This window comes from Kitasatospora sp. NPDC048296 (genome assembly GCF_043201815.1).
Taxonomy (GTDB): Bacteria; Actinomycetota; Actinomycetes; order Streptomycetales; family Streptomycetaceae; genus Kitasatospora.
Map to the genome: position 1 here is coordinate 23,537 of NZ_JBICZB010000059.1, position 11,140 is coordinate 34,676.

At 72.9% G+C, this 11,140-nt stretch carries 14 protein-coding genes; 10 read left to right on the plus strand and 4 right to left on the minus strand.

Annotated features, from left to right (window positions below):
• Nucleotides 1–55: 55 nt before the first annotated feature.
• Both ACGF12_RS28320 and ACGF12_RS28325 read left to right on the plus strand, forming a co-directional pair.
• A complete protein-coding gene (locus tag ACGF12_RS28320; RefSeq protein WP_393035938.1) occupies nt 56–1,270 on the plus strand; it encodes a glycosyltransferase in 1,215 nt (404 codons plus the stop codon).
• A 54-nt stretch (nt 1,271–1,324) separates the two neighbouring features.
• Complete coding sequence (locus ACGF12_RS28325; protein WP_393035855.1) at nt 1,325–2,263, plus strand: GNAT family N-acetyltransferase; 939 nt, start codon at nt 1,325–1,327, stop codon at nt 2,261–2,263.
• A 20-nt stretch (nt 2,264–2,283) separates the two neighbouring features.
• Here ACGF12_RS28325 and ACGF12_RS28330 read toward each other — a convergent pair whose 3' ends face one another.
• The 3 genes from ACGF12_RS28330 to ACGF12_RS28340 all read right to left on the minus strand — a co-directional run bounded on the left by ACGF12_RS28330 (nt 2,284) and on the right by ACGF12_RS28340 (nt 4,131).
• On the minus strand, nt 2,284–2,454 hold the full coding sequence (locus ACGF12_RS28330) for a hypothetical protein (protein WP_393035857.1): 171 nt from the start codon (nt 2,452–2,454) through the stop codon (nt 2,284–2,286).
• Between the two features lie 250 nt (nt 2,455–2,704).
• Nucleotides 2,705–3,601, minus strand: a complete 897-nt coding sequence (locus tag ACGF12_RS28335; protein ID WP_393035860.1) for a hypothetical protein — start codon at nt 3,599–3,601, stop codon at nt 2,705–2,707.
• Nucleotides 3,598–4,131: a SigE family RNA polymerase sigma factor gene (locus ACGF12_RS28340; RefSeq protein ID WP_393035863.1), complete on the minus strand. Its 534-nt coding sequence runs from the start codon at nt 4,129–4,131 to the stop codon at nt 3,598–3,600. The genes ACGF12_RS28335 and ACGF12_RS28340 overlap by 4 nt, the downstream gene beginning before the upstream one ends.
• A gap of 113 nt (nt 4,132–4,244) precedes the next feature.
• Between ACGF12_RS28340 and ACGF12_RS28345 the strand changes: the two genes are divergently transcribed.
• Nucleotides 4,245–5,003: an alpha/beta fold hydrolase gene (locus tag ACGF12_RS28345; RefSeq protein WP_393035865.1), complete on the plus strand. Its 759-nt coding sequence runs from the start codon at nt 4,245–4,247 to the stop codon at nt 5,001–5,003.
• Nucleotides 5,004–5,099: 96 nt separating this feature from the next.
• Here the strand turns inward: ACGF12_RS28345 and ACGF12_RS28350 are convergent, their stop codons facing one another.
• Nucleotides 5,100–5,864, minus strand: a complete 765-nt coding sequence (locus ACGF12_RS28350) for an NAD(P)-binding domain-containing protein (RefSeq protein ID WP_393035868.1) — start codon at nt 5,862–5,864, stop codon at nt 5,100–5,102.
• 194 nt (nt 5,865–6,058) lie between these two features.
• Here ACGF12_RS28350 and ACGF12_RS28355 point away from each other — a divergent pair, with 194 nt between their 5' ends.
• From ACGF12_RS28355 to ACGF12_RS28385, 7 genes are all read left to right on the plus strand, one after another.
• Nucleotides 6,059–6,748 (plus strand): ArsR/SmtB family transcription factor, encoded by a 690-nt coding sequence (locus ACGF12_RS28355; protein ID WP_393035871.1) that lies wholly within the window; start codon nt 6,059–6,061, stop codon nt 6,746–6,748.
• Entirely contained in the window at nt 6,745–7,482 is a 738-nt protein-coding gene (locus tag ACGF12_RS28360) for an SRPBCC domain-containing protein (RefSeq protein WP_393035874.1), read from the plus strand. Before ACGF12_RS28355 ends, ACGF12_RS28360 begins: the two co-directional genes overlap by 4 nt.
• A gap of 48 nt (nt 7,483–7,530) precedes the next feature.
• Entirely contained in the window at nt 7,531–8,103 is a 573-nt protein-coding gene (locus ACGF12_RS28365; RefSeq protein WP_393035876.1) for a dihydrofolate reductase family protein, read from the plus strand.
• Nucleotides 8,104–8,246: 143 nt separating this feature from the next.
• Nucleotides 8,247–8,999, plus strand: a complete 753-nt coding sequence (locus ACGF12_RS28370) for an alpha/beta hydrolase (RefSeq protein ID WP_393035879.1) — start codon at nt 8,247–8,249, stop codon at nt 8,997–8,999.
• Nucleotides 9,000–9,386: 387 nt separating this feature from the next.
• Nucleotides 9,387–9,896, plus strand: coding sequence for an urea transporter (locus tag ACGF12_RS28375; protein ID WP_393035941.1), 510 nt, complete (start codon nt 9,387–9,389; stop codon nt 9,894–9,896).
• 81 nt (nt 9,897–9,977) lie between these two features.
• The gene (locus ACGF12_RS28380) at nt 9,978–10,283 is read left to right on the plus strand and encodes an urease subunit gamma (RefSeq protein ID WP_316524538.1); all 306 of its coding nucleotides are present in this window, start codon (nt 9,978–9,980) and stop codon (nt 10,281–10,283) included.
• A gap of 3 nt (nt 10,284–10,286) precedes the next feature.
• On the plus strand, nt 10,287–11,138 hold the full coding sequence (locus tag ACGF12_RS28385) for a cobalamin biosynthesis protein CbiX (protein ID WP_393035882.1): 852 nt from the start codon (nt 10,287–10,289) through the stop codon (nt 11,136–11,138).
• Nucleotides 11,139–11,140: the final 2 nt, after the last annotated feature.

Sequence of the window (11,140 nt, forward strand, 5' to 3'; positions counted from 1 at the left end):
CCTGCCGCAGAATCTCCAACTCCAGGGCAGCCTGGGGGAACGGGAGATGCGCGAGATGCGAGTTGTGTTGTCCACGTACGGGTCGCGCGGTGACGTCCAGCCGCTGGCGGGCCTCGCGGTGAAGCTGCGGGAGCTCGGTGCCGAGGTGCGGGTGTGCGCGCCGCCGGACGAGGAGTTCGCGCGGCGACTGGCCGCCGTCGGGGTGGAGATGGTGCCCGTCGGGGAGTCGGTGCGGGCGCTGGCGAGCGGGGCGTCCTCGCCGGCGGTGGACTTCCCGACGCGGGTGGCGATGCTGGTCGGGCAGTTCCACGAGGCGGTCGCCGCGGTGGCCGAGCCGGGCGGCGCGGTGGTGGCGACCGGGCTGTTCCCGGCCGTGGCCGGCGCGCAGGCGGCGGCCGAGCGGGTGGGCGCCCGCTTCACGTATGTCGCGCTGCAGCCGACCATGCTGCCGTCCCCGCACCACCGGCCGTTCGAGTTCCCCAGCCAGCCGTACCCGCCGGAGCTGACCGACCACCGGGAGCTGTGGGAGTTCAACATCGGCACCATGAACGCCCTGTTCCGGGAGCAGGTCAACGCCCACCGGGCGTCGGTCGGCCTCGCGGAGGTGGAGAACGTGCGCGACCACGTGTTCACCGACCGCCCGTGGCTGGCCACCGACCCGCTGCTCGGCCCCTGGCGGCAGCCGGCCGAGCGTGAGGTCGTGCAAACCGGCGCCTGGCTGCTGCCGGACGACCGTCCGCTGCCCGCCGACCTGTCGGCCTTCCTGGCGGCGGGTGAGCCCCCGGTGTACGTGGGCTTCGGCAGCATGCCGCTGCACGGCGCTCCGGACGCCGGGCCGGTGGCGATCGAGGCGGTCCGGGCGCTGGGCCGGCGGATCGTGCTCGCCCAGGGCTGGGCGAACCTGGCGCCGGTGGACGGCGGGGACGACTGCTTCGCGGTCGGCGAGGTCAACCAGCAGGCCCTGTTCGCCCGGGTCGCCGCGGTCGTCCACCACGGCGGGGCGGGGACCACGACCACCGCGGCCGTGGCGGGGGCGCCGCAGGTCGTGGTGCCGCAGATCGTCGACCAGCCGTACTGGGCCGACCGCGTCGCCGCCCTGGGTATCGGCGCGGCCCACGACGGCCCGGCGCCGACGGTCGACTCGCTCTCGGCCGCGCTTGAGCAGGCCCTGACGCCCGAAGTCGGCGCCCGGGCGGCGGCGTTCGCGGGCGGGATCCGCACGGACGGGACGGCGGTGGCGGCGCAGCTGCTCCTCGACGCGGCGGGCTGAGGCTGGGCAGGGTGTCCGCTGGCGTCGGATCCATTCTCTGACTAAGGTCAGAGAATGGATCCGGCGCAGATCGACGCTCGCATCGATACCGATACCGATACCGATACCGATACCGGCGCACAGATCGACCAGGTGCGGCGGTTCAACCGCACCGTCACCGAACGCGTGGGCGTGCTCCACGACCACTACCTCGGCCAGGACCGCCCCATCGGCGAGGCCCGACTGCTGTGGGAGATCGGCGAACAGGGCCAGGACGTGCGCCGGCTGCGGGAACGCCTCGGGCTCGACTCCGGGTACCTCAGCCGACTGCTGCGCTCCCTGGAGGCCGACGGCCTGGTGACGGTCGAGCCGCAGCCCCGGGACAGACGGCTGCGCACCGTCCGGCTCACCGACGCCGGCCGCGCGGAACGCGCCGCGCTCGACGCCCGGAGCGACGAACTGGCAGCCTCCCTGCTGGAGCAGCTCAACGCCACCCAGCGGGCCCGGCTGGTCGCCGCCATGGCCGAGGTGGACCGGCTGCTGACCGCCGCGACCGTCACCCTGGATACCGTCGACCCGGACCACCCCGACGGCCGGCACTGCCTGCGCTCCTACTACGCCGAGATCCAGGAACGCTTCGAGACCGGCTTCGACCCGGCACTGAGCCTGCTGCCCGACGCGGGCGAACTCCGGCCCCCGCACGGCCTGTTCCTGGTCGCCCGGCTGCACGGCGAGCCGATCGGCTGCGCCGGTCTGAAGCTGCCGCCCGACGCTTCGGGCGAGATCAAACGCATGTGGGTCGCACCCCATGCCCGGGGCCTCGGCCTCGGCCGCCGCTTCCTCGCCGAACTGGAGACGCGCGCCGCCCGACACGGCCGCACCGTGCTGCGCCTGGACACCAACAAGGCACTCACCGCCGCCATCGGCCTGTACCACTCCTGCGGCTACCAGGAGGTCGCCGCGTTCAACGACGAGCCGTACGCCCACCACTGGTTCGAGAAGCGGATCGCCTGAGCGGGAGCGGGAAGTCGGCCCTAGCGACTTCCCGCTCCCGCCCTGCCCGCCGCGTGCCGCAGCGCGAGGTGGGCCAGCCAGGCCAGGCCGAAGGTGAAGGGAGCGGCGGTGTCCTCGGCCGGGCCGGGAACGGCGGCGCAGACCACCGTGACGGCCAGTGGAACCCAGGCCCGGAGCAGCACCTGCCGCACAACTGCCGTATCCCGAAGGATCCTTGACAGTGCCGGAACGGCAAGGCCGGCCACTGCCAGCGGGATCGTCGGCCCCGCGTGCTTCACCGCCTCGAACACCGTCCAGGTGAGCAGGAACAACCCGAGCCCGCCCCACCCGCACCGGGCCACCCACAGCGCCCGGGCCCCGGTCCCCGCCGAACTCCCCTGAACCGTCACCCCTCCACCGAACCACGAGGCCGGAACGCTTCGCGTCCGACCAGGGATGGAGTTACTCCCGGAGGAACTGGCTGCCGGAGTCCGGGAGTTTGTTGCCGTTGCGGTCGAAGTACTCCCAGAGCTTCGCCTTCCTGCCCTCCGGCCGGGCCACCGCCATCTGGCGCAGCGGGGAGTCGGCGACGGTGACGAACGGCGGCTCGGTGACCGTGCCGTCCGTCCACGTCACCTTCACCCGGGCGATGTCGGGGCCGAGGGACAGCACGACCACGTCGAGCGGGGCCACGGTGTCGTCCTTGCCCCGGTGGCCGACCAGGCCGCCGGCGATGTGGGCCCCGTCGCGGGGGTCGAGCTTGCCCGGCGAGGGGGTGGTGCCCTCGGCGTCGTGGCTCAGGCGCACCCCGTCCACCGTGAAATAGGTGTTGATCACATCGGAGTTGGGGTCGTAGTACCGGTCGACGAACTCCTTCGTCGGCTTGGCGACCGCCGAGTCGTACGGGCCGCGCTCCTGCCACACCGCGAGCGCCTGCTCGTGCGCCCGCTCCCTCGGCGCCACCGGCCACAGCGCCTGCCACAGCTTCCACTCCTTGCCGTCCGGCGTGGTGCCCTGACCGAGCACCACCCGGGCAGGGGCGAACGGGTCCCGCGCCGCCGGGGTGGTCGCCCCGGCCGACGGCGGGCCGCCGGTGCCGGAGCCGAGCCCGGCGCCGGCCGGGACGAGCGGGTGGGAGGCCGCCGGCTCCGGACGCAGCTCGGCGAGCGCCCCGCCCGACAGCACCACCGCCGCGGCCAGCGCCAGCGCGCCGACCACCGTCCGGCGACGCCGCCGGATCCGGCGCCCGCCCGCCAGGATCTCCGCCACCGGCGCCGGTCCCACCTTCGCGCCCGCCGCCGCCTCGGCCAGGCCGAGGCCGACCCACAGGTCAGCGTCCTTCTCCGCGTCCGCGCTCATACCGCCCCTCCGATCCGTGTCCTGTCCTTGAGCTCAACCAGCGCTGAGACCTGCCGCAGCCGCGCGATGCCCTTCGCCGCATGGCTGCGCACCGCGCCCACCGAGCAGCCCATCGCCGTGGCCGTCTGGCTGTCGCTCAGGTCCTCCCAGTGCCGCAGCACCACCGCCTCGCGCTGACGCGGCGGCAGGGTGGCGAGCGCGGCCAGCAGCGGCCCGCGCTGGTCCGAGCGGGCGAAACCGTCCTCCACCCCCGCCGTGTCCGGCACCGCGTCCACCAGCAGCTCCGGTGGGCGCCGGCGCCAACGCCGGGCGTGCTGGTTCACCAGGATCCGCCGCACATACGCGTACGGATCGTCCGCCCGCCGCACCTTCGGCCAGGCCGCGCAGGCCTTCTCCGCCGCGGACTGCACCAGGTCCTCCGCCGCGTACTGCTCTCCGGCCAGCAGGAACGCCGTCCGTACCAGTCGGGGCCAGACCCCGACGATGAACGCCCGGAACTCCTCGTCCCGCGCACTCCTCGGATCTCCCATGAGCACCTCCTCACCCACCCAGAGCCCGGGCAGGGACGAAAGCGCTTACTGCGCGCCGTCGCCGGTCCCCAATTCCCTCGCGCCCGGCTACCGCGCTCGTTACGATCCGCCGAATGATCATCTCTCATGACGTATCCGGAACCGGACCCGCCGTTGTCCTCCTGCACTCCTCGGTGTGCGACCGACGGATGTGGGACCCGCAGTGGCAGGCCCTGCTCGACGCCGGCCACCGGGTGGTCCGCTGCGACTTCCGCGGCTTCGGCGACACGCGCCTCGCCGACGCCCCCTACGGCGTCGCAGCCGACGTCCTGGCCCTGCTCGACCACCTCGACATCGAGACCACCGCCCTCATCGGCGCGTCCTACGGCGGCCGCATCGCCCTGACGGTCGCGGCTCTCCGCCCGACGGCGGTGACCGCGCTCGCCCTCCTCGGCGCGGCCAAGCCCGGACACGAGCCGACCGACACCCTCCTCGCCTTCGACGCCCAGGAGGAGGAACTGCTCACGGCGGGCGACATCGAGGGCGCCGTCGAACTCAACGTCCGGACCTGGCTGGGCCCGGAGGCCGACGAGGCGACCCGTGAGCTGGTCCGCCGGATGCAGCGGCACAACTTCGAGGTGCAGCTGACGGCACAGGTCGGCCCGCGGAAGGAGGAGGTAGACCTCACCGAGATCACCGCTCCCACCCTGGCCCTCTCCGGCGCCCACGACCTCCCCGACTTCCGCCAGATCGCCGCCTCCCTGCCGACCCTGCTGCCGAACGCCCGCCACCGCGAACTGCCCTGGGCCGGCCACCTCCCCAACCTTGAGCGCCCGGCCGAGGTGACGGCGCTGCTCACCGACTTCCTGCGGGAGTCGCTGGCAGGCCGGTAGGAACGGGCCGGAGCAGGAAGTCGACTGGGCCGACTTCCTGCTCCGGGTGCTTCGGCTGACGCGTCGGGGCGGGGCGCAGGGGCCCGCCGCTCGCGGCTACGTGAGGTCGGAGAGGAGCGCGTCGAGCGCCTTGGTCAGCGCCTCGGAGCTGGCCGTGTCGAACCAGGTGGTGCGGATGCGCTCGTTGAGTCCGCCGGGCGTCTCGTGGTCCTGCGCGAGCTGGTGCAGGGTGCGGGTGTCGTCGCCCAGTGCGCGTCCGACGCCCTGGAAGAGGCTGCGGATGTACCGGTCCGCGTCCTCGGCCGGAATGCCGCGCCGGGACGACCAGGCGGTGAGGGTGGCCAGGTAGTGGTAGTGGGTGGTCAGGGTGGCCGTCAGCGCGGAGAAGACGTTGAAGGCCGCCTCGTCCGCGACGGGCAGCGCCCCGCCGAGCCGGTCGAAGAGGGTGTCCACGACCGGGTGGGAGGGGCACGTGACGGTGACGGACCGGCGCTCGCGCACGGCGGGCAGCGGGATGGCGCGCACCAGCGGGGCCTCGGTGCCGAGGGTCCGGCGCAGGTCGGCGATGCCGATGCCGGCGATGACGCTGATGACGACGCTGTCGCCGCCGATCCGGAGCCCGGCGAGGGCCTCGGCGTGGTCCTGGGGGCGGACGGCGAGGATCACCGTCCCGGAACGGTCCGCCACCTCCTGGTTGTCGGCGCACACGTGCACGTTCGGATACCGCCGGGACAACTCGGCGGCCGCACGGGCCCCTCGCGGCGACAGGAGGATCTCGGGCGCCCGCTCGACGCCGTCGCACAGGCCGACCACGATGGCCCGGCCGATCTCGCCCACGCCGATGATTCCGATGCGTTCCACTGCGCCTCCCTGTCGTGTGCCCCTGGCCCGGCGGGCCGCGTTCAGTGTGCCGGGCCGTTGGCCGGGAGGCGGCGTAGGGAGGTGGAGGGTGGTGGAGGGTGGTGGAGGGCGGTGGAGGTGTGGCCGAGGTGACGGTGGAGACCGACAAGAATTCTGTCCTTGACAAATTTTCTTGTCGGCGCGACTCTGGAACCATGCTGGACGTCGCCGTGATCGAAGAACCCGCCGCGGCCGAGGCCTCCCTGGATCCGATACGGGCCCGAATCCTCGCCGCCCTCGCCGAACCCGGTTCGGCCGCCATGCTGGCCTCCCGCCTGGGGCTGCCCCGGCAGAAGGTCAACTACCACCTGAAGGAGCTGGAGCGGCACAAGCTCGTCGAACTCGCCGAGGAACGGCGCAAGGGCAACGTCACCGAACGGGTGTACCGCGCCACCGCCGCCTCGTACGTGATCTCGCCGAGCGTCCTGGCCGCCGTGAGCCCGGACCCCTCGCGCTCGCCGGACCAGCTCTCCGCCCGCTGGCTGCTGGCGCTGGGGTCGCGGCTGGTGCAGGAGGTCGGGGCGCTGCTGACCGGGGCCTCCCGGGCCAGGAAGCGGGTCGCCACCTTCGGGATCGACGCGCAGGTGCGGTTCGCCTCGGCGGCCGACCGGGCGGCCTTCGCCGAGGAGCTGTCCCAGGCGGTGGCGACGCTGGTCAGCCGCTACCACGACGAGTCCGCCCCCGGGGGCCGTAGCCACCGGGTGGTCGTCGGGCTCCACCAGATCCCCGCGGCGTCGCCCGCAGCCCCCGACGCCGCAGCCCCCGACGCCGCAGCCCCCGACGCCGCGTCGGCCGACCCGGCCGAGGACGCCGGGACCGAACCGGAACAGGAGTACCCCCGATGACCCACCCGTTCGAGATCGAGCTGAAGACGACCCTGCCGGCGAGTCCGGAGGAGGTCTGGGAGGCGATCGCCACCGGACCGGGACTCGACTCCTGGTTCATGGGCCGCAACGAACTCGACCCGCGTGAGGGCGGGGCCGCCGTCATGGACATCGGGGGCCACCGCGAGCAGGCGGTGATCACCGCCTACGAACCCGGCAAGCGCCTGGCCACCCGTACGGCCACCGGCGAGGACGGCCGGTTCATGGCCTTCGAGTACCTGGTGGAGGGGCGGGACGGCGGCAGCACCGTGCTGCGCGTCGTCCACAGCGGACTGCTCGGCGACGACTGGCAGGACGAGTACGACGCACTGCGCCGCGGCTGGCCGTTCCACCTCAACACGCTCCGCGAGTACCTCGCCCACTTCCAAGGGCGCACCGCCGTACCGGTGTTCGCCGCCGCGCCGTCCGGCGGGCGGACGGAGCCGGAGGTGCGGGCGGCGCTCGCCGATGCCCTCGCGCTGCCGCTCCCGGTCGCCGTGGGCGCGCCGGTCCACGCCGCGCCGGCCGGCCTGCCGCCGCTGGACGGCGAGGTGGTCTGGGCGGACGACGAGCGTTTCGAGGTCCGCTCCGCCGACGCGATCCACACCTTCCACCACGGCGGTGGCATGGTCCTGATGTTCCATCACCTGTTCGGTCCGGCGCCGGAGGGCATCGACGTTTCCTGGCAGCAGTGGCTGGCCGGGCTCCTCGGCTGAGCCCCGAACACGTACACCGGTAGACACACGAGAACCGAGGAACCACTCATGCGCACCCTGATCAGCACCGCCTTCATCTCGCTCGACGGCGTCGTCGAGGGCCCCGGCGGCGAACCCGGCTACCGCAACTCCGGCTGGACCTTCAAGGACGTCGAGTTCGTCCCCGAGGCCTACGAGATCAAGGAGCGGGAGCAGCAGGAGGCCACCGCGATCCTGATGGGCCGCGTCAGCTACGAGGCGTTCAGCCCGGTGTGGCCGGACATGGCGGAGTTCGCCCGCTACAAGACGATGCCGAAGTACGTCGTCTCCACCACCCTCACCGACGACGCCCTGGTCTCCAACTGGGGTGAGACCACCATCCTGCGCTCGCTGGACGAGGTCGCCGCCCTGAAGGAGACCGAGGGCGGCCCGATCATCGTCCACGGCAGTGCCACCTTGAACCAGGCCCTCTCGGACGCGGGCCTGATCGACCGCTACCACCTGCTCGTCTACCCGCTGCTGCTCGGCGCCGGCAAGCGCCTGTTCAGCAGCACGGACAAGGACACCCAGAAGCTGAAGCTGGTCGAGCACGCGGTCTACAGCAACGGCCTGCAGAAGCAGGTCTTCGACGTGGTCCGCTGACGGGGCCCGAAGGCGAGGCCCGAAGGCGAGGCCCGAAGCAGACTTCCCCGCCCTGGCCCCCGATGCGCCGACCGCGTGGTGACTATTGGCCAGGGCGGTGAAATGGCAGGACTCGAACGTCTGTCGGGCACCATCATGAGGGGATGCACCTCACCTCTCACACCTCCTCGAACGGCGTCACGCAGCACCGCTTCACCCTCGACGGCGTACCCGGCGTGCTCTGGCAGCCGGACGGATCCGCCCTCGGCGCCAGGCCGCTGGTGCTGCTGGGACACGGCGGCGGGAAGCACAAGCTGGGGCCGGGCGTGGTGGAGCGGGCTCACAGATGCGTGACGCGGTACGGGTGGGCGGCGGTGTCGCTGGACGCGCCCGGGCACGGTGAGCGGGAGCGCACCGCGCAGGACGAGCGATTCGCCACGGAGACCGGGGAGTTGCTGGCGGCCGGGCGGCCGATCAGCGCGTGGGTGGCGCGGCACTCGGCGGCGCTCGCGGAGCGGGCCGTGCCCGAGTGGCGGGCGGTGCTGGACGCGCTGGACAAGGCCGGCGGCGGTCTCGGCCCGGTCGGCTACTGGGGGTTGTCGCTGGGCAGCGTGATCGGTATCCCGCTGGTCGCGGCCGAACCCCGCATCGCCGTGGCGGTGTTCGGGCTGACCGGGCACGCGTCCCAGTTGGAGGCGGCGCGGCGGGTCGGGGTGCCGGTGCGGTTCGTGCTGCAGTGGGACGACGAACTCGTGCCGCGCGAGAGCGCGTTGGCGGTGTACGGCGCGCTGGGATCGGCGGAGCGGACGCTGCACGCCAATCCCGGGGGCCATCTGGCGGTGCCCGACTTCGAGCTGGATTCATCGGAGCGGTTCCTGCTCCGGAAGCTCGGCACGCGGGCGCGTGCGGTCGACTGACGGAATCCGGCGCGAGTGCATCCCGCATCGAACACGTTTCCGTCACATCGGCATCCCGTTTCACAGGGTTCCCACAGCTTGGGGTGTCCGTATTGCCGGGGTGGGGGGAATTTGTCGCGGATTGGTTGGCATGGGCACATTCCGGCGTCCGTTACCGGCAAGTAAAACTTCGCAAAGAATTGCCCCCTCCAACCACTCGCCGGGGGTGAATCTTCAACAGAATGTTGCAGCTCAGCGGCTCGCCGGTCACTCACGGTTGATTTGGCGTAACGCCATGCGCCTATCCCGATCGGCAATCCGCAGGAGTACGGTTCCCAACGAATCGCCGAACGGGCTCCCGAGCAATCTCCCGAGCCCCCTCGGCCGTACCGGGAATTGGTGCGCTGCATGGCTCAACAAAAGGGTGGGGAAGGTGTCTTCGGTGAAACCTCCGAAGGCGCCGCCGGGGTTGCCCGTCCGATATCCGTCAAGTTAGTCGTCGAAGTCCTGCGCGGTGTCGCCCAGGTCGATTTCATGCCGTCCGCCGTGTGCGGACTCTTCTTCGTCACCGCACTGTTCGTCGCCGGCCGGCCGGCCGGGCTGATGGCCTGTGCCGGCAGCGCCACCGGGCTGCTCACCGCCTGGGCGTTCGGCGCGCCGGCCGAGGCCGTCGGGCAGGGGCTGCTCGGCTGCAGCGGCGTGCTGGTGGCGCTCGCGCTGTGCAGGGTGTTCGTCGCGCCCGACGGCTGGAGCGCGGCCTACGCCGTACTCGGCGCGGCCGCCGCGACCGTGCTGACCCCGGCGCTCGGCGCGATCTCCGCGCCCTTCGGCGGCCACGCCTTCACCTGGCCGTTCGTCCTGACCACCATGCTTTTCCTGGCAGCGGTACCGGCGATTCCCCGGCTGCGTCGGGTCTGAGCGCGGTGGCGCCGAACCCGGTTCTCCGTCGTCCAACTCCCTTGCATTTCATCGGATTCTCGGAAAGGACGAGTGATTCCCGTGAATCTCTCCCCGCGTGAGATGGACAAGCTCTACATCTACGTCGTGGCCGATCTGGCCCGTAAACGCCGCGACCGCGGCGTCAAGCTCAACTACAGCGAGGCCTGCGCGCTGATCAGCGAGGCGATCATGGAGGGCGCCCGGGACGGCCGCACCGTCGCCGAGTGCATGGAGATCGGCAAGCAGGTCGTCAGCGGCGCGGACGTCATGCCCGGCGTGCGCGAGATGCTGCCGCTGCTCCAGGTCGAGGCGGCGTTCCTGGACGGCACCAAGCTGGTCTCCTGTCACGACCCGGTGGGTGCCTGAGCCATGACCGCACGACAGGCCGCCGGGATCGGGCCCGCCACCGTCGTGCTGGCCGGCGGCCACGAGAGCGACGACGGCCGCGACCTGGCCGCCCTGGTGGAGCGCCGATCCACGGCGAAGGGGCCCACCGTGCACGCCGTCGCCGCCGCGGGCCGACCACTCGCCGAGGCCGTACGGTCGGCGCTGGCGGCCACCGACGGACCGGTGTGCGTCGTGCCGATGACGCTCGGACGCGACCCCAGGCTGGTCGCCGACACCGCCCGCGCCCTGCGCTGGCTGGCGGCCGACCAGGGCCGGGGACGCCTCGCGCTCACCGCCCCCTTCGGCGCCGCCGAGCACCTGATCGGCTGGCTGCGCGCCGCGGCCGGAGCCGTCGGCGAGGGCGCCGTCCTGGTCACCGCCCCGGCGGCCGGCCCCTTCGAGGACGCCGAACTGTTCCGGATCGCCCGCCTGGTCCGCCAGTACGGGCGCCACCGCTGGGTCGAGGTGGCCCTCGCGGGCGGCGACCCGGACCCCGCCGAGGGCGCCGAGCGCTGCCGCCTGCTCGGGGCGGCCGAGGTGACGGCCGTCCCGGCCTCCTTCGGTCCGGCGCTGCGCACCGCCCTGCCCGGCGTACGGGACGGCGGGCCGCTGCTGCGGCCGTCCGCGATCGCCGGGGTCGTCGCGGCCCGGACGGCGGCGGCGCTGCACCTGCTCGGCCACGGCGAGGACGGCATCGCGGCCGGCCTCGATGCCGAGCACGGGCACGGCTACGCCCACAGCCACGGGCCGGGGGAGGCGCACTCCCACGGCCACGGGCACACGCACCAACACCCCCGCACCCCCGCACACACCCCCGCACACACCCCCCACTGAAC

What these genes read in the sequence shown, in the direction of transcription:
- ACGF12_RS28370 (WP_393035879.1), top strand. Translation starts at nt 8,247, where the DNA reads ATGCACCTCACCTCTCACACCTCCTCGAACGGCGTCACGCAGCACCGC.
- ACGF12_RS28385 (WP_393035882.1), top strand. Translation starts at nt 10,287, where the DNA reads ATGACCGCACGACAGGCCGCCGGGATCGGGCCCGCCACCGTCGTGCTG.
- ACGF12_RS28345 (WP_393035865.1), top strand. Translation starts at nt 4,245, where the DNA reads ATGATCATCTCTCATGACGTATCCGGAACCGGACCCGCCGTTGTCCTC.
- ACGF12_RS28360 (WP_393035874.1), top strand. Translation starts at nt 6,745, where the DNA reads ATGACCCACCCGTTCGAGATCGAGCTGAAGACGACCCTGCCGGCGAGT.
- ACGF12_RS28325 (WP_393035855.1), top strand. Translation starts at nt 1,325, where the DNA reads ATGGATCCGGCGCAGATCGACGCTCGCATCGATACCGATACCGATACC.
- ACGF12_RS28375 (WP_393035941.1), top strand. Translation starts at nt 9,387, where the DNA reads ATGGCTCAACAAAAGGGTGGGGAAGGTGTCTTCGGTGAAACCTCCGAA.
- ACGF12_RS28355 (WP_393035871.1), top strand. Translation starts at nt 6,059, where the DNA reads ATGCTGGACGTCGCCGTGATCGAAGAACCCGCCGCGGCCGAGGCCTCC.
- ACGF12_RS28335 (WP_393035860.1), bottom strand. Translation starts at nt 3,601, where the DNA reads ATGAGCGCGGACGCGGAGAAGGACGCTGACCTGTGGGTCGGCCTCGGC.
- ACGF12_RS28365 (WP_393035876.1), top strand. Translation starts at nt 7,531, where the DNA reads ATGCGCACCCTGATCAGCACCGCCTTCATCTCGCTCGACGGCGTCGTC.
- ACGF12_RS28340 (WP_393035863.1), bottom strand. Translation starts at nt 4,131, where the DNA reads ATGGGAGATCCGAGGAGTGCGCGGGACGAGGAGTTCCGGGCGTTCATC.
- ACGF12_RS28320 (WP_393035938.1), top strand. Translation starts at nt 56, where the DNA reads ATGCGAGTTGTGTTGTCCACGTACGGGTCGCGCGGTGACGTCCAGCCG.